We start from the raw sequence: 26,018 nt of genomic DNA on the forward strand, positions 1-26,018 counted from the left end.
TTACTCGTTGACGCAGGCATTGTTGCCCAGCAGACTCGTGGGCACCCCACCTTTCCCAGGAGTGAACCCCATGGCCGTTATCTCGCATTGGCTCAACAACAAGTCTTACCCCGGAACGCGTGTCGATACCGCCCCGGTCACGAATCCGGCGACCGGTGCCGTCACCGGTCAGGTCGCCCTCGCCAGCGTCGAGGACGCCCGCGCCGTGATCGACGCCGCCGCCGCCGCGTTCCCCGCCTGGCGCGACACCTCCCTCGCCAAACGCACCCAGGTGATCTTCAACTTCCGGGAACTGCTCAATGCCCGCAAGGGCGAGTTGGCGGAGATCATCACCGCCGAGCACGGCAAGGTCGTCTCCGACGCATTGGGTGAGGTCTCCCGCGGCCAGGAAGTCGTCGAATTCGCCTGCGGCATCGCGCACCTGCTCAAGGGCGGCATGACCGAAAACGCCTCCACCAACATCGACGTCACCTCCCTCCGCCAGCCCGTCGGCCCGGTCGCGATCATCTCCCCGTTCAACTTCCCCGCCATGGTCCCGATGTGGTTCTTCCCCATCGCCATCGCCGCCGGCAACACCGTCGTCCTCAAACCGTCCGAGAAGGACCCCACCGCCGCGATCTGGATGGCCGAACTCTGGGCCGAAGCCGGCCTGCCCGCCGGGGTGTTCAACGTCCTGCAGGGCGACAAGACCGCCGTCGACGAACTCCTCACCCACCCCGCCATCAAGGCCATCAGCTTCGTCGGCTCCACCCCCATCGCCCAATACGTCTACGCCACCGGCACCGCCCACGGCAAACGCGTCCAAGCCCTCGGTGGGGCGAAGAACCACGCCATCGTCCTGCCCGACGCCGACCTCGACCTCGCCGCCGACGCCATGGTCAACGCCGGCTTCGGCTCCGCCGGCGAACGCTGCATGGCCATCAGCGCCCTGGTCGCGGTCGGCGACATCGCCGACGAACTCGTCGCCAAGATCAAGGACCGCACCGACACATTGAAGATCGGCGACGGCACCCTCGATTCCGACATGGGACCGCTGGTAACGAAGGTGCACCGCGACAAGGTCGCCTCCTACATCGACGCCGGCGAAAACGACGGGGCCACGATCGTCGTCGACGGGCGCACCGTGCAGGCAAATGGCGGCACGGACGGGTTCTGGCTCGGCCCAACCCTGATCGACCACGTCACCACCGACATGAGCGTGTACACCGACGAAATCTTCGGACCCGTCCTCTCCGTGATCCGGGTCGAGTCCTACGACGACGCCCTGGAACTGGTGAACTCCAGCCCGTTCGGGAACGGCACCGCCATCTTCACCAACGACGGCGGCGCCGCCCGACGGTTCCAGAACGAGGTCGAGGTCGGCATGGTCGGCATCAACGTCCCCATCCCCGTCCCGATGGCGTACTACAGCTTCGGTGGCTGGAAGAACTCGCTGTTCGGCGACACCCACGCGCACGGCACCGAAGGCGTCCACTTCTTCACCCGCGGCAAGGTCGTCACCACCCGCTGGCTCGACCCCAGCCACGGCGGCCTCAACCTCGGCTTCCCCCAGAACAACTAAGGAACCTCTCCCATGACCGCACACCTCTCACTCCCCCGTTTCGCCAGGATCGGGGCCGGAGCAGTCGACGAGATCGGCTCGGTTGTCGACCAACTTGGCTTGCAGAGACCGGTTCTCGTCACCGACTCCTATCTGACCGGCACCGGCGCGGCCGACCGGATCATGAGCCTCCTCAGGTCCGCGGGCAAGGAGCCGGCACTGTTCTCCGGCACCGTGCCCGACCCCACCACCGATTCTCTGGAGGAGGGGCTGAGGATCGTCGCCGAGCACAACGCGGATTCGGTGATCGGGTTCGGCGGCGGTAGTCCGATGGACACCGCGAAGGCATTGGCAGTGCTGTCCGCGAACGGCGGCCAGATGCGGTCGTACAAGGCACCCCACGTGTACGCCGGGAAGGCGCTGCCGATCATCGCGATACCGACCACCGCCGGAAGCGGCTCGGAGGCGACGCAATTCACCGTCATCAGTGACAGCGCTTCCGACGAGAAGATGCTGTGTCCGGGACTCTCCTTCCTGCCGATCGCCGCGATCGTGGATTTCGAACTCACGATGTCGATGCCGCCGCGGTTGACCGCCGACACCGGAATCGATGCGCTCACCCACGCCATCGAGGCGTACGTCAGCAAGAAGGCCCAGCCGTTCACCGACGGACTCGCGCTGTCCGCGATCCGCACCATCGGCAAGCACATCGGCACCGCGTACGCCGACGGTGAAGACCGCACCGCGAGAGAAGCGATGATGGTCGCGTCCATGCAGGCCGGTATGGCGTTCTCCAACTCGAGCGTGGCGCTGGTGCACGGGATGAGCAGGCCGATCGGTGCGCATTTTCATGTCGCACACGGACTGTCGAATGCCATGCTGCTTCCCGCGATCACGGCGTTCTCCGTGAACGGAGCGGAGAGCCGCTACGCCGACTGCGCGCGAGCGTTCGGCGCTGCACCCGAATCGGCAGGCGATTCCGTCGCCGCGCAGTTCCTCGTCGAGACCCTGAGCACGCTGTGTCACGACCTGAAGGTTCCGACGCCGCTCGCCTACGGGATCGACCGCGACGCCTGGGACGGCCTCATTCCGTTGATGGCAGAGCAGGCGCTGGCGTCCGGATCGCCCGGCAACAATCCGGTCGTCCCCACCGCCGGCCAGATCGAGACGCTGTATTCGGAGGTCTTCAGCTAGCGCTAGAACTCGACGGTGCCCCGGAGGTACCGCCGATACGCCCCGGACAGGTGGACGCGGTCGCCGCGCACCTCGCAGTGAACGGTTCCTCCCCGCGCCGACAGTTGGCGTCCGACAAGGCTGTTTCGGCCCAGGACGTCAGCCCAGTACGGTGCGATCTGCGAGTGCGCGGACCCCGTTACCGGATCCTCCTGCACGCCGGCCGCGGCGCCGAACCATCGCGACACGAAGTCGAGTCCCTCGACGTCGGATGCCGCGGTGACGACGATTCCGCGCACCTTCAGCGGGCTGAAAACGGCGAAGTCGGGTGCCATCGACACGATGTCGTGTTCGGATTCGGCGACGAACACGAGGTCGGTGGCCTTCAGGCACTCCCGCACCGGAATGCCGAGTGCCGCGACGATCCGGGGATCGGCCGCGGTCGGCACCGGCGGCTCGGCCGGGAAATCCATCACCAGCGTCGCGTCCGGTCCACGGTCGACGTGCAGCCAACCGCTGCGCGTCCAGAACTGGATGCGGTCGGCGTCCGGGTGTACGTCCTCGAAGATCTGCGCGGCGGTCGCGAGGGTGGCATGACCGCACAGGTCCACCTCGACGGCAGGGGTGAACCACCGCAGGTGATACGCCGGATGTTCCGGGTCGTGGGGCCCCGCGTCCGCGGGAAGCCCGGCGGTGTAGAACGCCGTCTCGGACAGGTTGTTTTCTTCGGCGAGTTGCTGAAGCACCGAATCTTCCAGCCAGTCGGTCAGCGGCATGACCGCCGCCGGGTTGCCCTCGAAGGGTCCGGCGGCGAATGCGTCGATCTGATAGATGTCGAGCTTCATATCGTCCGATGGTGGTGGACGATCCGGCGCCCGTCGAGGGCCATCGCGCACACGCTGGACCGGTCCCGACGTCAGGCTCGCGCGAAGCTCATCGTCTCGCCTTCGACGCCGCGCATCCACAGGTCGTTGCACGCGGCCGCCAATTCCGGCAGTCCCTCCTCGATGGCGGCGAACACGTTGCCGGGCACCCAGCCGACGTCGCCGTTGAGCAGGAGATTGTTGCGGCCGTAGAAGATCGCGAGGTCGGTGGCGCCCTGCGCGGCGTGCGCCTCGGAGCCCGGCTCGTACCCGTAGGCGGAGTTGCCGATTTCCCAGGGCTCGAAGTCGAACAGGCACACGTCACCGGGAATCGGTGTGACGGTGGGATTTTCCCGCCGCGGTGCCGCGGTGATCCGCGGGATCAGCGTGTACACCTCGTTGCGCGCGTACTTGGCGTGGTACGCGTCGCCGCTCTGCGGGAGCACGTCCCACACCGCGTCGCAGGTGAGTGGTGCGTCCTCGTCGAGAAGCCGGGCACGGCAGGTCACGCCGCGCTTGTCCAGGCTGATGGTGATGTAGCGAGCCACAGGTCCTCCTTCGGAGCCGTGAGTACTTGTTAACCGCCCGCGGTTAACAAGTACTCACGGGTGCTTGTCACACTTCGTCGAGTACTTCGGACCAGATCTTCAGGGCGTCCTCGATCTGTTCCGTCGTCACGATGAGCGGTGGAATCATCCGTACCACGTTCATGTGGGCGCCGCAGGTCAAGAGCAGCAGCCCCTTCTTCGCGGCCAGTTGCTGCGCCGCAGCCGCTTTCGCACGGTCCGCGCTGCCGTCGGCGGCCGTGAACTCGCTGCCCACGAGCAGTCCGAGGCCACGGACGTCGCCGATCCCGTCGATGGCGCGCGTGCGCGCACCGTCGAGCAACTGGACACCCCGCGCGGCGGCGTTGGCCACGAGATCTTCCTTCTCGATCACCTCGAGCGTCGCGACCGCGGCCGCGCAGGACACGGCATTGCCGCCGTACGTTCCACCCTGCGACCCCGGCCAGCCCTTGGCCATGAGCTCCTCGGACGCCGCGATGCCCGACAGCGGGAAGCCGCTGGCCAGACCCTTGGCGATGGTGATGATGTCGGGCCGGACGTCGAAGTGCTGGTGCCCGAAGAACTTGCCGGTGCGGCCGAAACCGGTCTGGATCTCGTCGATGACGAGCAGGATGCCGTACCGGTCGGCGCGCTCGCGGAGCCCTTGGAAGAACGCGGTGTTGCCGGGCACGTACCCGCCCTCACCGAGAACGGGCTCGACGACGAACGCCGCCGTCTCGTTCGGCGCGGTGAGCGTCGCGAAGATGTAGTCGAGTTCCTTCAGCGCGAACGCGGTCGCCTCCTCCTCGGACCAGCCGTAGCGGTAGGCGTTGGGGAACGGTGCCACGTGCACGCCGCCCATCAACGGGCTGAAGCCGGCGGAGAATCGGGTGCCGGACGTGGTCATCGTCGCCGTCGCGACCGTGCGTCCGTGGAATCCGCCGTGGAAGACGATCACGTTGGGGCGGCCGGTCGCCTGCCGCGACAGTCGTAGCGACGCCTCCACCGCCTCACTTCCTGAGTTCGCGAAGAACAGCGAGTCGAGGCCCGCGGGCAGCACCGATCCCAGTCGATCGACCAGCTCGAGCATCGGCTGGTGCATGACCGTCGTGTACTGGCCGTGGATCAGGGACCCGACCTGCCTGCGTGCGGCCTCCACGACGTGCGGGTGGCAGTGCCCGGTACTGGTGACGCCGATGCCCGCGGTGAAGTCGAGATAGCGCCTGCCGTCGGTGCCGTAGAGGTAGCAACCTTCACCGTGATCGACCGTTACGGGTGTGGCCTGAGCGAGCAGTGGAGATAGCCGAGTCACGAGAACCCTCCCACGCGTAGATGCCGGCGGATGTCGGCAAGTGCATTGTCAGATTGTTGACAATCTGTATAACATGGGGACCGTCCCTTCGGCAATGGAGAACGGGGAAAAATCATGCTCGAGGAAGCAGCAATCGCATCGGTGCAGACCGGCCTGTTCATCGGCGGCAAGTGGCGCGACAGCGCACGCACCATGCCGGTCCACGACCCGTCCACCGGACAGATCCTGTGCACGGTCGCCGACGCCGACGCCGCGGAGGCCCGCGAGGCGCTCGACGCGGCGGTGGCGGCGCAACCGTCGTGGGCGGCCACGACCCCCCGCGAACGCAGCACCATCCTCATGAACGCGCACCGGCTGCTGCTCGAGAACGTCGACCGGCTCGCGCTGGTCATGACGCTCGAGATGGGCAAGCCACTCACCGAGGCGCGGGGCGAAATCGCCTACGCCGCAGAGTTCTTCCGCTGGTTCGCCGAGGAGGCCGTCCGCATCGACGGCGGCTACATGACGGCGCCCGGCGGCGGGTCGCGGTTCCTCGTGACCCGCCAGCCCGTGGGGCCGAGCCTGCTCATCACCCCGTGGAACTTCCCGATGGCGATGGGCACCCGCAAGATCGGGCCCGCGATCGCCGCCGGGTGCACGTCCGTCATCAAGCCGGCAGCCCAGACGCCGCTGTCGATCCTGGCGCTCGCCGACATCCTCACCGAGGCCGGGCTGCCGGACGGCGTCGTCAACGTCGTCACCACGTCCAGCCCCGACGAGGTGATCACCCCCCTCATCCTCGACGGCAGGGCCCGCAAGCTCTCGTTCACCGGTTCGACCAAGGTCGGGAAGCATCTGCTCGAACTGTGCGCCCACACGGTCATGCGCACGTCCATGGAACTCGGCGGCAACGCGCCCTTCCTCGTCTTCGACGACGCGAATCTCGACGACGCCGTCGACGGGGCCATGGCGGCGAAGATGCGCAACATCGGCCAGGCCTGCACGGCTGCCAACCGAATCCTCGTGCACAGTTCGGTCGCCGAGGAATTCACCCGCAAACTCACGCAACGAATGGAGGCCCTGCCCGTCGGGCGCGGCACCGAGGACGGCGTCGTCGTCGGACCGCTGATCGACGAGGCTGCCGTCGCGAAGGTGAGCAGTCTCGTCGCGGACGCGATCGACCGCGGCGCCTCGGTGCTCACCGGCGGCGAGGCACTCGACCGGCCGGGCAACTTCTACCCGGCGACGGTCCTGACGGGTGTGCCCGACGACGCCGAGATGTGCCACAACGAGATCTTCGGACCGGTGGCCGCGATCAGCACGTTCGAGACCGAGGCCGAGGCCGTCGCACGGGCCAACGACACCCCGTACGGGCTGGTGGCCTACGTGTACACCGAGAGCCTCAAGCGCGGCATCCGTGTGTGCGAGGCGCTGGAGTCGGGCATGGTCGGGCTCAACCAGGGTGTGGTGTCGAACCCGGCCGCGCCGTTCGGCGGCGTGAAGGAATCCGGACTCGGACGCGAAGGCGGGACCACCGGCATCGACGAATTCCTCGAGACGAAATACATCGGTGTCGCCGTCTAGGAACTAGAGCCAGGTGTCTTCCGACGACGTCGTAAGGAACGCCTCGAGGTCGTCGCGCCACGGCGCAGGCACGGTCTTGTCCGGTTCGATGCCCGTGTACTGCCCTCGGTAGAACAGCAACGGTCGCTCCTCCCTGATCTCGCTCAGGGAGGAGACCCGGCCGAACGCGACCCAGTGGTCGCCGCCGTCGTGCACGCTCTCGAGCGAGCAGTCGATGTGGGCGAGCGAGCCGGTGAGGATCGGCGAGCCCAGCGGCGACTCCGTCCAGTCGATCCCGGCGAACTTGTCCTGGTCCCGGGAACCGAAACGGGCGCACGTCGACTGTTGTTCCTCCGCGAGCACGTTGACACAGAAGATGCCGCTGCGCTCGATCGCCGCCCACGACCGCGACGTCTTGGTCGGGCAGAACAGCACGAGCGGGGGTTCGAGCGACAGCGCGGCGAACGACTGGCACGCGAACCCCACTGGTACGCCGTCGTCGATCGTCGTGATGATGGTGACGCCGGTGCAGAACTGGCCGAGCACCGTCCGGAACCGTCGCGGATCGATCGCCTCGGCCGCGACGGCCCCGTCCCCGGTCACCTCGCTCACGGTTGCATCCCGACGCTGAAGTCGTGACCCCACAGGCTGACGGCCGTGCTCTCCCTCGCGATCCAGCTCTCGTCCTCCACCTGACGTCCCTCGCAACCGAACTCGATGTCGAAGCCGCCGGGAGTCTTCATGTAGAACGACAGCATCAGGTCGTTGACGTGGCGGCCGAGGGTGGCCGACATCTTGACCTTCTTGCGGAGCGCGCGGTCGAGGCACAATCCGACGTCGTCGGAGTTCTCGACCTCGATCATCAGGTGCACGATGCCGCTGGGCGTGGGCATCGGCAGGAACGCGAGGCTGTGGTGCCGCGGGTTGCAGCCGAAGAACCGCAACCACGCCGGCTTGCCGTCCGCCGGCCGCCCGACCATCTGCGGGGGCAACCGCATCGAATCGCGCAGGCGGAAACCGAGGACGTCGCGGTAGAAGCGCAGCGACGCCTCGTCGTCCGTGGTCGAAAGGACGACGTGTCCGAGGCCCTGCTCACCGGTGACGAACTTGTGCCCGTACGGGCTGACCACCCGGCGATGCTCCAGGGCCGCGCCGTGGAACGCCTCGAGCGTGTTGCCCGACGGGTCCTCGAACGTGATCAGCTCGTCGACCCTGCGGTCCTGCAGCTGCTCGGCCGTCCCCTCTTTGAATGCGACGCCGGCCGCCGACAGGTTGTCGCGGACTTCCTGCAACTCCGCGGCATTGGCTGTCTCCCACCCCGACACCGACAGCCGGTCCTGCTCCCCGGGGAAGATCACGAGGCGAGCCGGGAAGTCGTCCATCCGCAGATACAGGGCGTCCGGGTCGGAGCCCTTGCCCTCGACCATGCCGAGCACCTTGAAACCGTATTCGCGCCACGCGGCCATGTCGGTGGCCTCGATGCGCATGTATGCCAGTGAACGAATACTCATCACTTACCCCCGTCCAGAAGGAAATCGGTTGCCAGACGGTTGAACTCGTCGAACTTCTCCAGCTGCGCCCAGTGGCCGCACCCGCCGAAGACGTGCAACTGCGCCCGCGGAATCATCTTCAGCGCCACCAGCGCCCCGTCGAGCGGGTTGACCCGGTCTTCGCGCCCCCAGATCAGCAGCACCCGCTGGCGCAGCTTGTACGCCTCGCGCCACAGCATTCCCAGCTCGAAGTCGGCCGAGGAGAACGACTTTCCCATCGCCTTGGCGGCGGCGAGCGACTCGGGTGCACTCGCCGCGGCGAAGCGTTCGTCGATCAGTTCGTCGGTGATCAACTTCTGGTCGAACACCATGATGCGCAGGAACGACTCGAGGTTCTCCCGGGTGGGTTGGTAGCCGAACTTGCCGAGGTTCTTGACGCCCTCGGTCGGGTCCGGGGCGAACAGGTTGACGCTGAGTCCGCCCGGGCCCATGAGCACCAACCGGCCCGCGCGGTCCGGGTAGTCCAACGCGAAACGCACTGCGGCACCGCCACCGAGGGAGTTGCCGAGCAGGTGGACACGCCCGCCGATGTCGAGGGTGTCGAGCAGATCCTTCAACGCGGACGCGCTGTGCACGAAGTACTGCGGGTGCTCGGTCGGCTTGTCCGACAACCCGTAGCCCGGCTGGTCGACGGCGAGCACGTGGAACTTCTCGGCGAGAACCGGGATGTTCCTGGCGAAGTTCGACCACGACGAAGCGCCCGGCCCGCCGCCGTGCAGCAGCACGATCGTGGTGTCGTTGCCGACCCCGGCCTCGTGGTAGTGCAACTTCAGGTCGGGCCGGACCTGGGCGAACTTCGAGGTGGACTCGAACGTGAGGGCCTCTTCGGTAGTCGTCACGTGTTCTCCTAGACCATCGTGTCGGTGATGGGCAGACCGAATTCGCCTGTGCCGTACATGACATAGGCGCGCTCGGGATCGTTGGCCGCGTGGACGCGTCCGGCGTGCGCGTCCCGCCAGAAACGCTGCAGCGGCGTGCCGTTGGCCAGCGCGGTGGCCCCCGAACTCTCGAACAGTTTGTCGATGGACGAAATGGCGCGGCCCGTGGCGCGCACCTGGTCGCGGCGTGCCCGCAGCCGCAGCTCGAACGGCACTTCTTCACCCGCGACGAGCAGCGCGTATTCGTCGGCGACGTTCCCCGACAGCTGGCGCCAGGCGGCGTCGATGTCACTCGAGGCCTCGGCGATGCGAACCTTGGCGAACGGGTCGTCTTTCGCCTTCTCACCGGCGAACGCTGCGCGGACGCGCTTGCCCTGATGTTCGACGTGCGCGTCGTAGGCGCCGTAGGCCATCCCGACGATCGGCGCGGAGATGGTGGTGGGATGGATTGTCCCCCAGGGCATCTTGTAGACGGGCGCGGTGTTGCGCTCGAGCCCGGGAGCGGTGAGGTTGCTCATCGCCTTGAAGCTGAGAACGCGGTGCGTCGGAACGAACACGTCCTCCACCACCACGGTGTTGCTGCCGGTTCCGCGAAGTCCCACCACATTCCACACGTCGTCGATCCGGTAGTCCTCGCGCGGAATCAGGAAGCTGACGAAGTCGACCGGGCGGCCGTCCTTGATGACGGGCCCACCGAGCACCGCCCAGCTGGCGTGATCACAGCCGGACGACCAGGCCCAGGCACCGTTGACCGTGTAGCCGCCGTCGACGACCTGGCCGGCGCCCATCGGCGCATACGAGGACGAGATGCGGACGTCGGTGTCGTTGCCCCACACGTCTTCCTGAGCCTGCTGCGAGAACAGCGCGAGATGCCAGTTGTGGACACCGATGATCGACGAGACCCAGCCGGTGGAACCGCAGGCGCTCGCGATCTTCCGCACCGCGGAGTAGAACAGCACCGGATCCGCCTGGTAGCCACCCCATTGTTCGGGCTGGAGCAACCGGAAGAATCCGGTCTCCTGGAGCGCCTTCATGGAATCGTCGGGGATACGACGTAGATCCTCGGTCTCCTGCGCACGCTCTCGCAGCGTCGGCAGTAGTGCGTCGAGCCGCTGCATCACCTCGTGACTGTCATGGTCACCCACAGGACGCTCCTGTCTCGTTCGATGGTTCACTTATCTTCTGAGACTAGAACACGTTCCCATTTATGTCGAGATACCGGTAAAGGTGCTGTTTGACGGCCCGGGTCTGGAAGAAAGCCCCCGAAAATCTGGCGGATCGTGTCGAAGTTCTATAACGTGTTCTACTAACAGCATGAAGGGATGTGAGGGCACAATGGCGCAGATTCGCGAGATCGATGTGGGCACGGTCCAGACCCGCTTCGCGCGTGGTTGGCACTGCCTCGGTTTGACCAAGACGTTCAAGGACGGCAAACCGCATTCGATCGAGGCATTCGGCACCAAACTCGTCGTCTTCGCCGACAGCAAGGGCGAACTGAAGGTTCTGGACGCGTATTGCCGGCACATGGGCGGCGACCTGTCGCAGGGCACCGTGAAGGGCGACTCCGTGGCCTGCCCGTTCCACGACTGGCGCTGGGGCGGCAACGGCAAGTGCACCAGCATTCCCTACGCACGCCGGGTTCCCCCGATCGCCCGCACCCGGGCGTGGCTCACCCTCGAGCAGAACGGCCAGCTGTTCGTCTGGAACGACCCGGAGGGCAATCCCCCGCCGGAGAACGTGACCATCCCCCGCATCGAGGGCGCCTACAGCGACGAATGGACCGACTGGACCTGGAGCTCGATGCTGATCGAAGGGTCCAACTGCCGCGAGATCATCGACAACGTGGTCGACATGGCGCACTTCTTCTACATTCACTACGCGTTCCCGACGTATTTCAAGAACGTCTTCGAAGGCCACATCGCAACGCAGTACCTCAACACGAAGGGTCGCCCGGACGTCGGGATGGCGACGCAGTACGGCATGGAATCGCTGCTGCGCTCCGAGGCCGCGTACTACGGGCCGTCCTACATGATCAATCCGCTGTGGAACAGCTACGGCGGGTACGAGGTCGAGAGCGTCCTGATCAACTGCCACTATCCGGTGACGAACAATTCGTTCATGCTCCAGTACGGCGTCACCGTCAAGAAGCCGACCGGCATCGACGACGACACCGCCGACAAGCTGGCCGCGAAGTTCACCGAGGGCATCGCCGAGGGATTCCTGCAGGACGTCGAGATCTGGAAGAACAAGACCAAGATCGACAACCCCCTGCTCTGCGACGAGGACGGTCCGGTCTACCAGCTGCGACGCTGGTACGACCAGTTCTACGTCGACGTCGCCGACGTCACCGACAAGATGACGCAGCGCTTCGAGTTCGAGGTCGACACCACCAAGGCCAACGAAGCCTGGCAGCACGAGGTCGAGGAGAACCTGGCCCGTCAGAAGGCCGAACGCGAGGCCGCGGAGCGGTCCGAAAGCACGACTGCGGAGCCGTCCGAAAGCAAGGAAGCGCAGGTCTGATCATGAGTGCCTCGACCGAATGGGCCAAAGCTCCCGACTTCGCCGGGCAGCCTGCTCGGCTCGAGGCCATTCATGCGCAAACGTTGGCCGACAAGGCCAATTACCTCGACGACGGCATGAACGAAGTCGAGTGCCGTACGTGCGGAACCTGTGTGCTGGTGCGCAAGAACAGCCTCAAGCACACGAGCGTCCAGTGGACGGACGACCCTGCGAAGACGTGCCCGACGTTCCGGGACGCCGTCGGCGAGGGACAGTCCACCGCGCTCCGCGAGGGGTGCCCGCGACTGTGGGACAGCATCAACCACGCGGTGATGGAGGGGTTCATCGACGTGCGGGATCGCGTCGAATAGTCGTCGGTACCGCTGCGGCGGATGCGTCGCCCGATGTGACATTCGTGCAGTCAGGCTGCACGAATGTCACATTGGGCGCTTAGGCTGGATGTGCCGTCGGATCCGGCGGTTCCAGCCGAGCCGGAGGCGCGCCATGACAGGCCGAATCGTGCACTTCGAGATCCCCTTCGACGACGGTGACCGCGCACGAGCGTTCTATCGGGACGCATTCGGGTGGGCCATCGCCGAGATCCCCGACATGGACTACAGCATGGTCACCACCGGACCCGTCGGTGAGAGCGGCATGCCCGACGAACCGGGTTACATCAACGGCGGCATGATGCAGCGCGGGGAGGTGACCTCTCCCGTGGTCACCGTCGACGTCGAGAGCATCGAATCCGCCCTCGAACGGATCGAATCCCTCGGTGGCAAGACCGTCACCGGCAGGACCCCGGTCGGGAACATGGGATTCGCCGCATACTTCACCGACTCCGAGGGCAACGTCGTCGGGCTGTGGGAGACCGCCCGCTGACCCGTGAGTACTTATTAACCGCGGGACGTTGATAAGTACTCACAGGCGCTCGCGCTGCAGTTCGAGGGCGATGTCGATGAGCTGATCTTCCTGGCCGCCGACGAGCTTGCGCTTGCCGGCGCGGACGAGGAGTTCGGCGGACGAAACGCCGTACCGTTCGGCCTGGCGTTCGGCGTGCTTGAGGAAGCTCGAGTAGACGCCGGCGTAGCCCATCATCAGCGCCTGACGGTCGAGGAGGCATTCGGCGGGCATCGCCGGACGCACCACGTCCTCGGCGGCGTCGGCGATCGCGAAGAAGTCGATCCCCGTCTTGATACCGATCTTGTCGCACACGCCGACAAACGCCTCGACCGGCGCGTTACCGGCACCGGCGCCGAATCGTCGTGTGCTGCCGTCGATCTGCTTGGCACCCGCCCGGACGGCGGCGATCGAGTTGGCCACACCGAGTCCGAGGTTCTCGTGACCGTGGAAACCCACCTGTGCGTCCGAGCCGAGTTCCTGCACCAGCGCCTCGACGCGGTCCGACACCTGCTCGAGCACGAGCGCGCCTGCGGAGTCGACGACGTACACGCACTGGCAGCCCGCGTCGGCCATGATGCGGGCCTGCTTGGCGAGCTTTTCCGGTGCGATCGAATGCGCCATCATCAGGAAGCCGACGGTCTCGAGACCGCGGTCGCGGGCCAGCCCGAAGTGCTGGATGGACACGTCCGCCTCGGTGCAGTGCGTGGCGATGCGGCAAATCGAGGCGCCGTTGTCCTGGGCGACGATGATGTCGTCCTTGATGCCGAGCCCCGGCAGCATGAGGAAGGCGATCTTCGCGTTCTTCGCCGTGTCGACGGCGATCGAGATGAGTTCCTGCTCCGGGACCTTGGAGAACCCGTAGTTGAACGAGGACCCACCGAGTCCGTCGCCGTGCGTCACCTCGATGACCGGGACCCCGGCGTTGTCGAGCGCACCGACGATGGCCCGGACCTCCTCACCGGTGAATTGGTGCCGCTTGTGGTGCGAACCGTCCCGCAGTGAGGTGTCGGTGACGCGGATGTCCCAACTGCTGCGCATATTTCCCGTCGCTCCGCTCGCCCCGTCGAATTGGACCATAGTGCTCATGCCTCCACACTCAGGAGCTTCTGGGCGATCTCCTCGCCCACCTTGGTTGCCGCTGCGGTCATGATGTCGAGGTTGCCCGCGTACGGGGGCAGGAAGTCGCCTGCACCCTCGACCTCGACGAACGTCGTGACCGTCGCCTGCCCGCCCGACACGACGCTCGGGTCGTCGAATTGCGGTTCGTTGAGCAGCCGGTAGCCGGGGACGTACTGCTGGATGTCCGCGATGACGCGGTGGATGGAATCGGTGATGGCGGCGCGGTCGGCGTCCTCGGGTATCGCGCAGAAGATCGTGTCCCGCATGATCATCGGCGGGTCGGCCGGGTTGAGGATGATGATGGCCTTGCCGCGCTGCGCTCCGCCGATGGTTTCGATGCCGCGGCTGGTGGTCTTGGTGAACTCGTCGATGTTGGCGCGGGTGCCCGGGCCCGCGGAGACGGATGCCACCGACGCGACGATCTCGGCGTACGGCACGTCGACGACGCGGGAGACGGCGTACACGATCGGGATCGTGGCCTGTCCTCCGCACGTGATCATGTTGACGTTGGGGGCGCCGAGGTGTTCGCGCAGGTTCGCCGGCGGGACCACGGCGGGTCCGACGGCGGCGGGTGTCAGGTCGACGGCCCGGATGCCGGCGGCCTCGTACCGCGGTGCTGCCTCCCGATGCACGTACGCGGACGTGGCCTCGAAGACGAGATCGGGTTTCTCCGGCTGGTTCAGCAACCAGTCGACACCCTCGGCCGACGTCTCCAGTCCCATCTTGCGGGCCCGTGCCAGGCCCTCGCTCTCGGGGTCGATCCCGATCATCCACCGGGGTTCGAGCCACTCGGATCGCTGCAGCTTGTAGAGCAGGTCGGTGCTGATGTTGCCCGAACCGACGATCGCCACACTTGCCTTGGTCATGAACACACTCCTACTTGAACTGCAGGGATACGGAGCCGAGCCCACTGAACTCGGCGCGGAAGTGATCGCCCGGATGCGCGTCGATGGCGCGGGTGCACGATCCGGGCAGCACGATGTCGCCGGCCTTCAGCCGGACGCCGAAGCTCTCGACCTTCTGCGCGAGCCAGGCGACGGCCGTCACCGGGTTGCCGAGGACGGCGTCGCTGCGTCCCTCGGCCTTGGTCTCGCCGTTGCTCGTCAGGACGGCGTCGATGGCCGTGATGTCGATGTCCGCGGGCCGCACCCGGTTCTTGCCGAGCACGAAACCGGCGGACGACGCGTTGTCCGCGATCGTGTCCGGCAGTGTGATCTTCCAATCGGTGATCCGGCTGTCGATCAGCTCGATGGACGGCGCGAACGCCACGGTGGCGTCCAGGACGTCCTGCTCGGTGCAGCCTGCGCCGGGGAGGTCGGCGCCCAGCACGAACGCGACCTCGACCTCGACGCGCGGGAAGCAGAACCGCGCCGTGTCGACGGGCTGGTCCTCGAAGACCTCCATGTCGGCGAGCAGGTGGCCGTAGTCGGGTTCGTCGACGCCCATCATCTGCTGCATGGCGAGGGACGACAGGCCGACCTTGTGCCCGACGACCTTTGCTCCGTCCTGCAGCCGGCGGCGGATGTTGATCAGCTGGATCTCGTAGGCGTCGACGACGTCGATGTCGGGATGGTCCGCGGTCAGGGGGCCGATGGGAGCGCGGCCCCGTTCCGCGGCGTCGAGCTGATTCGCCAACTCGGTGCGTAGTTGGGTCGAGAGCATGGTTGAGGACCTTCCCTGAAGTTCGTTTGCGTGCGCACGCCCACCGGTTTCCACTGCAACGTGTTTCGTTCTTGTTTGTTGTCGTCAGTAATACTTCCTGGCAGAAAGGATGGACTGACAACCCCATCATTCTATAACGTGTTCTACATGAGCAAGCACGAATACGACATCGTGGTCGTCGGTAGCGGTGCCGGTGGAATGACCGCGGCCCTCACCGCGGCCCACAAGGGACTCAGCGTCGTCATCCTCGAAAAGGCGCCGCACTTCGGCGGCTCCACCGCCCGCTCCGGCGGTGGCGTGTGGATCCCGAACAACGAGGCGCTGATCGCCGCGGGAGTCGAGGACACCACGGACGCCGCTCGGACCTACCTGCACAGCATCATCGGCGACGTCGTCCCGAAGGACCGGATCGACGCCTACATCGACCGCGGCCCCGAGATGCTGTCGTTCGTGCTGAAGAACAGCCCACTGAAACTGCAGTGGGTGCCCGAATACTCCGACTACTACCCCGAGGCCCCCGGCGGACGGCTCGGCGGACGGTCCGTCGAACCGACACCGTTCGACGGCAGGAAACTCGGCGCCGACCTCGCGAAGCTCGAACCCGATTACGTCAAGGCACCGTCGAATTTCGTGATCACCCAAGCCGATTACCGCTGGCTGAACCTGCTGATGCGCAACCCGCGCGGCCCGCTGCGCGCCGCCCGGGTCGGGCTCCGATTCCTCGGCGCCAAGCTCACCGGGAAGCGCCTGCTCGTCCGCGGTCAGGCGCTCGTCGCCGGACTGCAGGCCGGACTGAAGGCCGCCGGTGTCCCGATCCTGCTCGACACCCCGCTCACCGACCTGTACGTGGAGGACGGCGTGGTCAAGGGCGTCAACGCCACGGTCGACGGACAGCCGCAGGTGTTCCGGGCGCGCCGCGGCGTCGTGATCGCCTCGGGTGGCTTCGAGCACAACGACGAGGCCCGCAAGAAGTATCAGCGGGCACCGATCGGCACCGAATGGACCGTCGGCGCGAAGGCCAACACGGGCGACGGCATCTGGGCGGGCGAAAAGCTCGGCGCCGCGCTCGATCTGATGGAAGACGCCTGGTGGGGACCGTCCATCCCGCTGACCGGCGGCCCGTGGTTCGCGCTGTCCGAACGGAGCCTGCCCGGCTGCATCATGATCAACGAATCCGGCAAGCGCTTCGTCAACGAATCCGCGCCGTACGTCGAGGCGACGCACGCGATGTACGGCGGCACGCACGGGCAGGGTGACGGACCGGGCGAAAACGTGCCGTGCTGGCTCGTCCTCGACCAGCGTTACCGCGACCGGTACGCGTTCGCCGGAGTCACCCCGCGCTCCCCGTTCCCGGGTCGCTGGCTGAAGGCCGGTGTGATCGTCAAGGCGGGCACCGTCGCCGAGCTGGCCGGGAAGATCGGCGTGCCGGTCGACGCACTCACCGAAACGGTCTCGCGTTTCAACACTTTCGCCCGGAACGGCAAGGACGAGGACTTCGGCCGTGGTGAGAGCGGTTACGACCACTACTACGGGGATCCCCGCAACAAGCCCAATCCGAGCCTCGGGGCGCTCGAGAAGGCGCCGTTCTTCGCCGTCAAAATGGTCCCCGGCGACCTCGGCACCAAGGGCGGTCTCCGCACCGACCGCAACGCCCGCGTGCTGCGGGAGGACGGCAGCACGATCGAGAACCTCTATGCGGTGGGCAATGCCAGCGGCCCGGTGATGGGCCACACCTACGCAGGCCCCGGCGCGACCATCGGCCCGGCGATGACGTTCGGCTATCTCGCGGTTCTCGATATCCTCGACAAGTTCTCCCAGGCCGATTCCCCGACGTCACTCACCGGAGACACCACCAATGCCCATTGATCCGAACATCGCCATCGGAGCCGAACTGCCCGTTCAGAAGTTCTCCTGGACCAGTTCCGACGTGCAGCACTACCACCTCGCTCTCGGTGCCGGATCCCGTCCGCTCGACGAGAAGGAGTTGCGGTACCTCACCGACGGGAAGCCGCAGGTGCTCCCCACGTTCGCCACGGTGGCCGCGAATTTCCACGCGACCGAGGCCCCGCGTGTGTCGTTCCCGGGAGTCGAGATCGACCTCGCCAACGTGGTGCACGGCAGCCAGGAAGTGACCGTGCACCAGCCGATTCCCCCGGAGGGCAAGGCCCGCACCACCACCCGAATCGCCGAAGTGTGGGACAAGGGCAAGGCCGCCGTCATCGTGCAGGAATCGACGACCACCGACCTCGACGGCACTCCCCTGTGGACCGGGCGGTCGTCCATCTTCGCCCGCGGCGAAGGCGGTTTCGGGGGTGAGCGCGGACCGTCCCAGTCCGTCGAGTTGCCCGACCGGCCTGCCGACGTCGAGGTCGACACCCCCGTCCTTCCGCAGCAGGCGCTGATGTACCGGATGTGCGGCGACCGCAACCCCCTGCATTCCGACCCGAAGTTCGCTTCCGCCGCAGGGTTTCCCGCCCCGATTCTGCACGGCCTGTGCACGTACGGGATGGTGTGCAAAGCGGCCGTGGACGCGGTGCTCGACTCGGACGCGTCGCAGGTCGCGGGGTTCCGAGTCCGGTTCGCGGGGGTGGTTTTTCCCGGCGAGACGCTGCACACGCGGATCTGGCGGGACGAGGGCCGGCTCCTCATCTCGGCCACGGTTCCCGAGCGCGATCATGCTCCGGCCCTGGCAGACGTGGTGCTGACCCTGGCCCAGGGGTGACAGTCACCGAAACTTGACCGAATCCGCCCAGTTCGGACGGATATTCGCAATTATCAGGCATGATGCCGCAACACTTTGTACGCTTTCCGTGACCTCATCGAGACGTGTCAACCGATGGTCGGGGCGGTTCCACGGCTCTCCACGAGCAGTAGCGAACAAAGGGGGGACCTCGTGTCCCAGCGCAGACATCTCCGTCCCGTGCGACGCGCTGCCGTTGCCGGTGCTCTCGCGTTCTGTGCGACCGCCCTCGTTGCTCTTCCCGCGAACGCCGCACCGGTGGCGGGCAGTTCCGACAGCGGCAGCACCGGCGGCAGTTCGATGGGTTCGTCCGTTCTCCCGACACCCATTCCCACCCCGACCGGGCTGGCCGCGCTCGCGGCCGCGACGACCCAGACGGGCAAGCCCTATCTGTGGGGTGGGACGGGTCCGGACGCGTGGGACTGCTCGGGGCTGGTGCAGTGGGCATTCCGGCAGGCGGGGGTGAATCTGCCACGCACCACGTGGGAGCAGGCCGAGGTCGGCGCACCCATTCCGCTGTGGGCGCTGGCTCCCGGCGACATCGTGGTGCTCAACCCGGACGCGTCGCACATCGGTATCTACGCCGGCTTCGGTCAGGTCTTCAATGCGTACGGGCGCGGCGTGCCCGTGGGTCTGGCGCCGCTGTCGCAGTTCCACATCTACAGCATCCGCCGGTTCTGATCCTCGGTCGTGGGCGTGCGCCGGGCGACGTACGGCCACACCGCGACGAGGAACAGCACCACCGCCGCAACCGGCCCGAGCAGGGACACCCATGCCGGCCCGTCCGGCAGTGCCGCTGCCAGAGACGCCGCGACGCCGGTGACGACCGCGCCCACCAGCAGCGTCGAGATTCCCGGTGCGAGACCGGTGTACGCGACGAGCAGCAGTCCCGTCGCCCCGACACCCGCGGCGGCCGCCGCGAACGCGGACGCGTTGCCCAGGACGAGGGCGACCAGCGCCGCCTGTACCACGACCACCGCAATCCATCTCATCGGAGTGCCCCCGACGGCCGGCGGGCACGATCGGCGAGGGCCAGCGCCAGATCCAGTGCGGAATCGTCGTCCCACGCCACCACCGGGACCCCGAGAACGCCCATGTTCCGGTACATGTTCCGCCGCTCGAGCCGCCACATCCTGCCGGTCATCGGATCGAGTTCGTACTCGAACGGCGGGCCGTGGAGCACGTCGACGGCCACGACGACGTGACCGCGCCGCCTCAGCTCCAGCAGCGACAGCGCGAAGTTGGTGTCCAACATGGTGGAGAACGCGATGACCACGGCCCTCGGCGGCAACGCGACCCGCGGGACGAGTGTGCCTTCGGCGGCGCCGGCGTCGGAGTCGAGCACCGTGTCGAGGATTCGGTAGAACTGCCTGCGTCCGATGTCGGCGCCGAGCCATCGCAGCCGGAGCCCGTGGACGACGACCCCGGCCCGGTCGCCGCGCTGCAGGGCCGTCTGCACCACCTGTGTCGCGCCGCGCACGGTCCGGTGCAGGCTCTCCGACGCCGGTCCCGGCGCCTGCGGGGTGGTGTCGAGGACGGCCACGACGTCCGCGGCGCGGTCCATGATCCGTTCGGTGACGTGCAACCGGCCGCGCCGGGCGCTCACCGGCCAGTTGACGCTGCGCAACGGATCCCCCGGCGCGTGCGGCCGGATGTCCCCGAACTCGACGCCCGAGCCGAATCGGCGGGTGCGGTGCGCGCCGATGCGGTCCGGAAGTGTGGCGTGGGGCAACGGAGTCGGCATGGGCGGCGCCAACGGGAACACCCGCAGTTCGGTGACCGGAACCGGGAGGGAGGCGGTGAGCAGGCCGCCGCCGGCACGTGCCGTGACCGTCAGTGCGGGTTCGTACCGGCCCCACCGGTCCGCCGACACCACGTAGTCGCCGTCGCCGACCTGCTCGACCGTGTAGCCGTCGGACGGCGCCGGTGCCACCTCGAGTTCCGCCGCACCACCGCACGCCGTCACGTCCACCGAGAAGTGCACGGACTCGGATTCGAAACACCGCAGCGTGCGCGCCGACGCCTCGACGCGGACGCCGGTGGCCGGACGGGGCAACCACGTCACCGCGCCGAGCGCTCCCAGCATCGGGGCGGCGAACACGATCAGTTCCCACCACCGCCCCATGACACCCGCCGTCAGTGCCACAGCGGCGCAGGTCGTCAGTGCGAGGGCTGCCGGCGATGCCCGCCACGTCAACTGGTGCTCCGTCATCGGGCCCTCGGCGCGGGGAGACGGCGCAGCAGTTCCGCGAGGACGTCGTCGCTGCGGATGCGGCGCACCCACATCTCCGGTCGCAGGCTGATGCGGTGCGCGACAGCGGGAACGGCCAGGGCTTTGATGTCCTCGGGAATGACGAAGTCGCGGCCCGAGAGCAGGGCGCGCGCCCGTGCCAGCTGTACGAGGTCGAGTTCCGCGCGGGGGCTGGCCCCGACCTCGACCTGCGGGTGATGCCGGGTGGCGTTCGCGAGCGCGACGACATACCCGAGGACGTCGTGATGAACACTGACCTGCTCGAGCGATTCGCGCATCGCCAGGAGGTCGGCCGCATCGACCACCTGCTCGACGACGACGGCGGCGGATCCCCGGTCGAGCCGCCGGCGCAGCATCTCGTGCTCGTCGGTCTCGGTGAGGTACCCCAGTCGCAGGCGGAGCGCGAACCGGTCCAGCTGCGCCTCGGGCAGCGGGTAGGTGCCCTCGTACTCGATGGGATTGTCGGTGGCGAGCACGATGAAGGGACGCGGCAGGATCCGGGTGGTGCCGTCGACGCTGACCTGCCCCTCCGCCATCGCCTCGAGCAGCGCGGCCTGGGTCTTGGGCGGGGTGCGGTTGATCTCGTCGGCGAGAAGCAGGTTGGTGAAGATCGGGCCCGGACGAAATTCGAAGCGACCCGACGGCATGTCGTAGATGGTGGCGCCGAGCAGGTCGGCGGGCAGCAGGTCGGGGGTGAACTGGACCCGCGTGAAGTCGAGCCCGAGCGCGGCAGCGAACGATCGTGCCACCAAAGTCTTTCCGAGCCCGGGCAGATCCTCGATGAGCACGTGCCCGCCGGCGAGTACCGCGAGCAGGATCGACGTGAGTTCGTCGTGCTTGCCGACCACCGCCCGTTCGACCTCCGCCAGCACCGCGTGGGCGCGCGCGGTGGTGACCTCGGCAGGCATCGTCACAGCTGCTCCAGCCGTTGCAGGATCCGGTCGAGCACGTCCCGGCCCGGACCGGGTGCGGCCCTGTCGGAGCGCCGCACGCACTCGGGATCGACCCACTGCCACAAGTCGCCGAAGAACACCTCACCCGCGGCTGCGGTGTCGGCGGGGTCGGGTCCCTGCCGCTGTCCGGTGGACTGCTGGAACTCACGCGCCAGGAGCGGACGCAGATGGTGATCCCAGTCGCCGCGCGTACCGTCCGCCCAGCTGATCAATGATTCCGTCCGCGCCATCCAGCGGGCCGTCGCCTCGGCCCGTTCCGCCTCCATTCCCGGGGGCTGGTCGTCGACGTCGACGGGTGCCATGCGTCGTCGAATCTCGAAGAGCACCAGCGCGGTCACCGCTCCCGCGACCAGCACGGCCGCACTGTACCGGCCGGCGGCCACCAGCGGAACCTCCACGGCCAGCACGGCCCCGACACCGGCTACCGCGACGGCGAGCACGCGTCGCTCCCCAGGTCGTCGAGCACACGCCGGAGCAGATCGGCGGCCTCGTCGCGGTGCTGTTCGCCCATCGGATGCAGGCTGAACCGTGCCTCGGAGAACAGCCGCACCAGCGGCGCCGCCGCCTCGAAGCGCAGCGCTCCGAGTTGCACTGCGCGAGCCAGCACTTCGGACGGGGTGTCCGACTCCCGCGGTTCGGCGCCCGGCGCCTCGCGCAGGGCATCTTCCATGGCGGCGTAACTGGCGATGATGGCCTCGCGCGGCGGCAGACTCGGGGCCACGACCACGGCGAGACCTTCCTCCGCTGCCCGGGCCAGCGACTGCGAGGCAGCCGGACCGTCGGGGGAACTCGCCGCGGTCCAGGCGCCGACCCGGGCCCGGAGGGGGCGCCGGGCCACGGTGCCGAGGATCAGCACGGTCACCAGTATCGGACCGGCAATCGCTGCAGCGGTCCACAATTCCGTCAGATCCTCGCGGGTCTCGTCCACCAGGTCGGGCGGCGGACGAGTCTCGGTGGGCACGGCCTCGTCGGTACGGCCGGCCCCGTCGTCGGCGGCCGGGCTCGCCGGCGACGGTTGACGGTCGAGTGGTTCGTCTCCACCGACGGACCCGAGGAGGAACGCCGCGGCCACGAGGAGCGAGGCGAACGCCGCCCATCCGAGAATGTGCCGACGCGAGACCGAGGAGCCGGTGTTTCCGGTGAGCCCTGCCGGCGGCGGATCGGGGGCGACCCGCGGCCGGCCGCTGCGAAGGGCGGACGCCAGCGCCGCCGCCGCGACGACGATGGCGATCGCCGAGAGGATGACCAGGGCGCGCGTCGCACCTGCGCCCGGCTCCGACGGTGTCGCGGGGGTGTCGGGCGCGGGGACCACCCGGACCGCAAGGGTGACCGTCACGACGGCCGCCAGCAGGGCGACCGTGTGGACGACCCTGCTTCGCACGCGACGGTCCGGCATCCTCACTCCCGAGTTGCCCCTCCATCGTGACACGCGCGGACCGGGAAAATCACCCGTTCGGGGCGGCGGACAGCGCAGCATGTTCGGGACGTATCCATCCACGAAGGAGAGTTACTTGACCACGTCCCCGGTAACCGGAGCCGAACTGGCTCGATCGCTGGAACCTCTGGGGGTTTCGGTTCCCTCGGCCGTACCCACGCACTGGTACAACCTTGCCGCCGATCTTCCGGAACCCGTTCCGCCGCACCTGCATCCCGGCACACGTGAGCCACTGGGACCGGAGGACCTGGCACCGCTGTTCCCCGCGAGCCTGATCGAACAGGAGGTCGCGACGGAACGGTACATCGAGATCCCCGAAACGGTCCGCGAGATCTACGGCATGTGGCGCCCGTCGCCGCTGGTGCGCGCACACCGGCTCGAGCGAGTGCTCGGCACACCGGCACGGATCTACTACAAATACGAGGGTGTCAGCCCGGTCGGATCGCACAAGCCGAACACGGCTGTGGCACAGGCCTATTACAACGCGCTCGAGGGGACCACCAAGCTCACCACCGAGACCGGTGCGGGCCAGTGGGGCGCGTCGCTGTCGTTCGCCGGCGCCCTGCTCGGCCTCGAGGTGGAGGTCTGGCAGGTTCGCGCCTCGTTCGACGCCAAGCCGTACCGCCGACTCCAGATGGAGGCCTACGGCGGCATCTGTCATCCGTCTCCGTCCGACCTCACCGAAGCCGGGCGGGCGATCCTGGCCGAGCATCCCGACACCACCGGTTCGCTGGGCATGGCGATCAGCGAGGCCGTCGAGGTGGCCGCCAACAACCCCGACGCGCACTACTCGCTGGGCAGCGTCCTCAACCACGTCATGCTCCACCAGACCGTGATCGGCCAGGAAGCGATGGTCCAGCTGGAGGAGGCGGGTGAGCCTGTCGCGCACACGGTATTCGGTTGCGCCGGCGGTGGTTCCAATCTCGCGGGCCTGACCTTCCCGTTCCTGGGTCGCAATCTCCGCGAGGGCACCACCACCCGTCTCGTCGCCTGCGAGCCTGCGGCGTGCCCATCGCTGACGCAGGGCGAATACCGCTACGACTTCGGCGACGTCGCCGGCCTGACGCCGCTGTTGAAGATGTACACGCTGGGCAACGATTTCGTTCCGCCCGCCATCCACGCGGGTGGCCTGCGGTACCACGGCATGTCGCCGATGGTCTCGCACGCCGTCGCCCTCGGGCTGATGGAGGCGACCGCGATCGAACAGGACGACGCACTCGCCGCGGGCCTGCTCTTCGCCCGCGCCGAGGGCATCATCCCCGCTCCGGAATCGACGCACGGCGTGGCCGCGGCTATCGCGCACGCCCGAACCGTCACCGAACCGGAGGTCGTGGTCATCGGATTGTCCGGCAACGGCCAGCTGGACCTCCCCGCATACAGCCGGTACGTCTGATCGATTCACCGGGGCCGACCCACGCACGGGTCTGCCTCGGTGGTCACCGGCTCAGCGTCGACAGCCTGCTCACCAGCCGGTCGACGTCGAGGGTGCCGTCGAGTCCGGCGAACACCTCGTCCCACGATGCTTCGGCCACCAGGGTCAGCGAAGTCCCCCGGTCGTACAGCACGTCGACGACGTTCGCGAACCGCCGCACGGTCTCCGCGCCGGTCTCCCGCAGTCGGGGCACACCGGTGATCGCCCAGCATCCGAACCGCTCCGACAGTTCGAGATAGTCGGCGGGTGCGGTCGGGGTGCCGCACAGCACCGCGAACTCGAACCAGACCGCGCGGTCCCGCACCGCGGAGGCCGTCACCGTGCGGGTCCCGACGGTCAGGGCGACGCGCTCGGACAGTGCCGGAGGCTCCGTGTCGGAAGTTCGGACGAAACGTCCGGCAGCGAACCCGCCGTCCGCCGTGGCCACGGTGCGGTAGTCGACGGGTCCGGCCACCCGCACGACGGTCAGATTCTGTTCCAGCACGGCGATCGACGGCGCGAACAGGTGATGGAACAGCGGATTCGGAAGCAGCCCCTCCGGTGGATAGTTCGACGTCGCCACCAGCGTGATCCCGCGGGTAAACAGGACCTTCAGCAGTCGCGCGACCAGCATCGCGTCCCCGACGTCGTGCAGGTGGAACTCGTCGAAGCACAGCAGCCGGACGTCCCCGAGTGCCGCATCGATCGCGAGGTCGATGGAATCCAGCGTGTGCGCGTCGGCGTGGAGCCGGCGGAAGAACGAGTGGAAGTGCACGCGCCGCTTCGGGACCTCCGCCGACCCGTAGAAGCGGTCCATCAACCACGTTTTGCCACGTCCGACGGGTCCCCACAGGTACACGCCGCGAACTCCGAGCCGCCCCTGCTCCAGCCCCTCGGCGGTCTCGTGCAGGACGGCCGCGGCCGCGCGCTGCGCGTCGTCCAACAGAACCTCTACATCCACAGTGGAAACACTACGAATGTAGAGTCTCGGGCGACAAGCCGATGTGAGGAGGCAGACACCGTGCCCGAGCGGCGTGAGCGGATAGCCGACGCGGCGATCACGATCATCGCGCGGGAGGGCATGCGCGCGCTGACGCATCGGGCCGTCGACCGTGCACTGGATCTCCCGGGCGGGTCCACGTCCTACTACTTCCGCACCCGGCGAGCCCTGATCGAATCCGCCGTGCGCCGGCTCGCCGACCGCTCGCGGCAGGAATTCGCGACCACGACGGCCCCACCACTCGACCTCGCCTCCGTCGCCGAGGGCGTGGCCCGGTCGCTGGACCGGCTGCTGCGCACCCGCCACGACGACGTCGTCGCGCGGCACGCGCTGACCGTCGAACTGTCCGGTGACGACGACCTGCACGCACTCCTCGCGACGTGCCTGTTCTCCCGTGCCCGCGCCACCGAATTGTTCGACGCTCTCGGCGTCGCCGACCCCGAGAACGCGGGCGCGGACTTCGTCAGCGTCGTCGAAGGCCTGGTCTTCGACCGTTTCGTGGGAGCCCGGTCACTCGACGGCATCGAGCCAGGGACCGATCGCAGCGTGCGGCAGCTGGCCCGCGCCGTCGAGTCGTATCTGCGCGGTGCGACGGCCTGAACGAAGACCACCCGGCGGGGTGTGGACGACGAGAATCCTGCG

Annotated in this window: 27 protein-coding genes; 11 read left to right on the forward strand and 16 right to left on the reverse strand. The window is 67.6% G+C overall.

The window, feature by feature from the left end:
* Nucleotides 1–70 precede the first annotated feature (70 nt).
* Complete coding sequence (locus tag GO592_RS26975) at nucleotides 71–1,561, forward strand: CoA-acylating methylmalonate-semialdehyde dehydrogenase (RefSeq protein WP_202714996.1); 1,491 nt, start codon at nucleotides 71–73, stop codon at nucleotides 1,559–1,561.
* Between the two features lie 12 nt (nucleotides 1,562–1,573).
* The gene (locus GO592_RS26980; RefSeq protein ID WP_007295505.1) at nucleotides 1,574–2,734 is read left to right on the forward strand and encodes an iron-containing alcohol dehydrogenase; all 1,161 of its coding nucleotides are present in this window, start codon (nucleotides 1,574–1,576) and stop codon (nucleotides 2,732–2,734) included.
* Nucleotides 2,735–2,736: 2 nt separating this feature from the next.
* On the opposite strand, the gene GO592_RS26985 is transcribed toward GO592_RS26980, so the two are convergent.
* The 3 genes from GO592_RS26985 to GO592_RS26995 form a co-directional block, all read right to left on the reverse strand.
* Nucleotides 2,737–3,558, reverse strand: a complete 822-nt coding sequence (locus GO592_RS26985; RefSeq protein ID WP_007295506.1) for a PhzF family phenazine biosynthesis protein — start codon at nucleotides 3,556–3,558, stop codon at nucleotides 2,737–2,739.
* Between the two features lie 71 nt (nucleotides 3,559–3,629).
* A complete protein-coding gene (locus GO592_RS26990) occupies nucleotides 3,630–4,124 on the reverse strand; it encodes a DUF3830 family protein (RefSeq protein ID WP_005244798.1) in 495 nt (164 codons plus the stop codon).
* A 67-nt stretch (nucleotides 4,125–4,191) separates the two neighbouring features.
* Complete coding sequence (locus GO592_RS26995; RefSeq protein ID WP_007295507.1) at nucleotides 4,192–5,433, reverse strand: aspartate aminotransferase family protein; 1,242 nt, start codon at nucleotides 5,431–5,433, stop codon at nucleotides 4,192–4,194.
* Nucleotides 5,434–5,547: 114 nt separating this feature from the next.
* On the opposite strand from GO592_RS26995, the gene GO592_RS27000 reads away from it, so the two are divergent.
* Nucleotides 5,548–6,996 carry an NAD-dependent succinate-semialdehyde dehydrogenase gene (locus GO592_RS27000; RefSeq protein WP_007295508.1) on the forward strand — a complete coding sequence of 483 codons (1,449 nt, stop codon included), beginning with the start codon at nucleotides 5,548–5,550 and terminating at the stop codon, nucleotides 6,994–6,996.
* Between the two features lie 3 nt (nucleotides 6,997–6,999).
* On the opposite strand, the gene hsaB is transcribed toward GO592_RS27000, so the two are convergent.
* The 4 genes from hsaB to hsaA are packed head-to-tail and all read right to left on the reverse strand — an operon-like array spanning nucleotide 7,000 to nucleotide 10,548.
* Nucleotides 7,000–7,587: a 3-hydroxy-9,10-secoandrosta-1,3,5(10)-triene-9,17-dione monooxygenase reductase subunit gene (gene hsaB, locus GO592_RS27005; protein WP_007295509.1), complete on the reverse strand. Its 588-nt coding sequence runs from the start codon at nucleotides 7,585–7,587 to the stop codon at nucleotides 7,000–7,002.
* Nucleotides 7,584–8,486, reverse strand: a complete 903-nt coding sequence (hsaC, locus tag GO592_RS27010) for an iron-dependent extradiol dioxygenase HsaC (RefSeq protein ID WP_007295510.1) — start codon at nucleotides 8,484–8,486, stop codon at nucleotides 7,584–7,586. The genes hsaB and hsaC overlap by 4 nt, the downstream gene beginning before the upstream one ends.
* The gene (gene hsaD, locus GO592_RS27015) at nucleotides 8,486–9,364 is read right to left on the reverse strand and encodes a 4,5:9,10-diseco-3-hydroxy-5,9,17-trioxoandrosta-1(10),2-diene-4-oate hydrolase (protein WP_007295511.1); all 879 of its coding nucleotides are present in this window, start codon (nucleotides 9,362–9,364) and stop codon (nucleotides 8,486–8,488) included. Before hsaD ends, hsaC begins: the two co-directional genes overlap by 1 nt.
* An 8-nt stretch (nucleotides 9,365–9,372) precedes the next feature.
* A complete protein-coding gene (gene hsaA, locus GO592_RS27020) occupies nucleotides 9,373–10,548 on the reverse strand; it encodes a 3-hydroxy-9,10-secoandrosta-1,3,5(10)-triene-9,17-dione monooxygenase oxygenase subunit (protein ID WP_005244809.1) in 1,176 nt (391 codons plus the stop codon).
* A gap of 190 nt (nucleotides 10,549–10,738) precedes the next feature.
* Between hsaA and GO592_RS27025 the strand changes: the two genes are divergently transcribed.
* The 3 genes from GO592_RS27025 (at nucleotide 10,739) to GO592_RS27035 (ending at nucleotide 12,784) form a co-directional block, all read left to right on the forward strand.
* Complete coding sequence (locus GO592_RS27025) at nucleotides 10,739–11,923, forward strand: Rieske 2Fe-2S domain-containing protein (RefSeq protein ID WP_007295512.1); 1,185 nt, start codon at nucleotides 10,739–10,741, stop codon at nucleotides 11,921–11,923.
* Nucleotides 11,924–11,925: 2 nt separating this feature from the next.
* Nucleotides 11,926–12,273, forward strand: coding sequence for a hypothetical protein (locus GO592_RS27030; RefSeq protein ID WP_005244812.1), 348 nt, complete (start codon nucleotides 11,926–11,928; stop codon nucleotides 12,271–12,273).
* A 133-nt stretch (nucleotides 12,274–12,406) separates the two neighbouring features.
* A complete protein-coding gene (locus tag GO592_RS27035) occupies nucleotides 12,407–12,784 on the forward strand; it encodes a VOC family protein (RefSeq protein WP_005574864.1) in 378 nt (125 codons plus the stop codon).
* A 39-nt stretch (nucleotides 12,785–12,823) separates the two neighbouring features.
* On the opposite strand, the gene dmpG is transcribed toward GO592_RS27035, so the two are convergent.
* Genes dmpG through GO592_RS27050 form a run of 3 tightly spaced genes read right to left on the reverse strand, consistent with a single transcriptional unit; the run spans nucleotide 12,824 to nucleotide 15,586 of the window.
* A complete protein-coding gene (dmpG, locus tag GO592_RS27040) occupies nucleotides 12,824–13,843 on the reverse strand; it encodes a 4-hydroxy-2-oxovalerate aldolase (RefSeq protein WP_162130642.1) in 1,020 nt (339 codons plus the stop codon).
* Nucleotides 13,844–13,887: 44 nt separating this feature from the next.
* Nucleotides 13,888–14,790 carry an acetaldehyde dehydrogenase (acetylating) gene (locus GO592_RS27045; RefSeq protein ID WP_007295513.1) on the reverse strand — a complete coding sequence of 301 codons (903 nt, stop codon included), beginning with the start codon at nucleotides 14,788–14,790 and terminating at the stop codon, nucleotides 13,888–13,890.
* A gap of 10 nt (nucleotides 14,791–14,800) precedes the next feature.
* Nucleotides 14,801–15,586, reverse strand: coding sequence for a 2-keto-4-pentenoate hydratase (locus GO592_RS27050; RefSeq protein ID WP_005244822.1), 786 nt, complete (start codon nucleotides 15,584–15,586; stop codon nucleotides 14,801–14,803).
* A gap of 147 nt (nucleotides 15,587–15,733) precedes the next feature.
* Between GO592_RS27050 and kstD the strand changes: the two genes are divergently transcribed.
* The 3 genes from kstD (at nucleotide 15,734) to GO592_RS27065 (ending at nucleotide 19,007) form a co-directional block, all read left to right on the forward strand.
* Nucleotides 15,734–17,452, forward strand: coding sequence for a 3-oxosteroid 1-dehydrogenase (gene kstD / locus GO592_RS27055; protein WP_007295514.1), 1,719 nt, complete (start codon nucleotides 15,734–15,736; stop codon nucleotides 17,450–17,452).
* A complete protein-coding gene (locus GO592_RS27060; protein ID WP_007295515.1) occupies nucleotides 17,442–18,308 on the forward strand; it encodes a MaoC/PaaZ C-terminal domain-containing protein in 867 nt (288 codons plus the stop codon). The genes kstD and GO592_RS27060 overlap by 11 nt, the downstream gene beginning before the upstream one ends.
* A 198-nt stretch (nucleotides 18,309–18,506) precedes the next feature.
* Entirely contained in the window at nucleotides 18,507–19,007 is a 501-nt protein-coding gene (locus GO592_RS27065; RefSeq protein WP_005263843.1) for a C40 family peptidase, read from the forward strand.
* Here the strand turns inward: GO592_RS27065 and GO592_RS27070 are convergent.
* From GO592_RS27070 to GO592_RS27090, 5 genes are read right to left on the reverse strand one after another with little or no spacing between them, the layout of a single operon-like run.
* Nucleotides 18,986–19,318, reverse strand: a complete 333-nt coding sequence (locus tag GO592_RS27070) for a hypothetical protein (protein WP_039950173.1) — start codon at nucleotides 19,316–19,318, stop codon at nucleotides 18,986–18,988. The genes GO592_RS27065 and GO592_RS27070 overlap by 22 nt on opposite strands.
* A complete protein-coding gene (locus tag GO592_RS27075) occupies nucleotides 19,315–20,538 on the reverse strand; it encodes a DUF58 domain-containing protein (protein ID WP_007295517.1) in 1,224 nt (407 codons plus the stop codon). The genes GO592_RS27070 and GO592_RS27075 overlap by 4 nt, the downstream gene beginning before the upstream one ends.
* The gene (locus tag GO592_RS27080) at nucleotides 20,535–21,491 is read right to left on the reverse strand and encodes an AAA family ATPase (RefSeq protein ID WP_005263839.1); all 957 of its coding nucleotides are present in this window, start codon (nucleotides 21,489–21,491) and stop codon (nucleotides 20,535–20,537) included. The genes GO592_RS27075 and GO592_RS27080 overlap by 4 nt, the downstream gene beginning before the upstream one ends.
* The gene (locus GO592_RS27085; protein ID WP_007295518.1) at nucleotides 21,488–21,970 is read right to left on the reverse strand and encodes a hypothetical protein; all 483 of its coding nucleotides are present in this window, start codon (nucleotides 21,968–21,970) and stop codon (nucleotides 21,488–21,490) included. Before GO592_RS27085 ends, GO592_RS27080 begins: the two co-directional genes overlap by 4 nt.
* A complete protein-coding gene (locus tag GO592_RS27090; RefSeq protein WP_039950176.1) occupies nucleotides 21,952–22,926 on the reverse strand; it encodes a DUF4129 domain-containing protein in 975 nt (324 codons plus the stop codon). Before GO592_RS27090 ends, GO592_RS27085 begins: the two co-directional genes overlap by 19 nt.
* 115 nt (nucleotides 22,927–23,041) lie before the next feature.
* Here GO592_RS27090 and GO592_RS27095 point away from each other — a divergent pair, with 115 nt between their 5' ends.
* A complete protein-coding gene (locus GO592_RS27095; RefSeq protein ID WP_007295520.1) occupies nucleotides 23,042–24,358 on the forward strand; it encodes a TrpB-like pyridoxal phosphate-dependent enzyme in 1,317 nt (438 codons plus the stop codon).
* 43 nt (nucleotides 24,359–24,401) lie between these two features.
* Here GO592_RS27095 and zapE read toward each other — a convergent pair whose 3' ends face one another.
* Complete coding sequence (gene zapE, locus GO592_RS27100) at nucleotides 24,402–25,319, reverse strand: cell division protein ZapE (protein WP_007295521.1); 918 nt, start codon at nucleotides 25,317–25,319, stop codon at nucleotides 24,402–24,404.
* Nucleotides 25,320–25,397: 78 nt separating this feature from the next.
* On the opposite strand from zapE, the gene GO592_RS27105 reads away from it, so the two are divergent.
* Nucleotides 25,398–25,976, forward strand: a complete 579-nt coding sequence (locus GO592_RS27105; protein WP_007295522.1) for a TetR/AcrR family transcriptional regulator — start codon at nucleotides 25,398–25,400, stop codon at nucleotides 25,974–25,976.
* Nucleotides 25,977–26,018: the final 42 nt, after the last annotated feature.

Origin of the sequence: Rhodococcus sp. 21391 (genome assembly GCF_016772255.1) — a bacterium.
Classification (GTDB): Bacteria; Actinomycetota; Actinomycetes; order Mycobacteriales; family Mycobacteriaceae; genus Rhodococcus_F; species Rhodococcus_F opacus.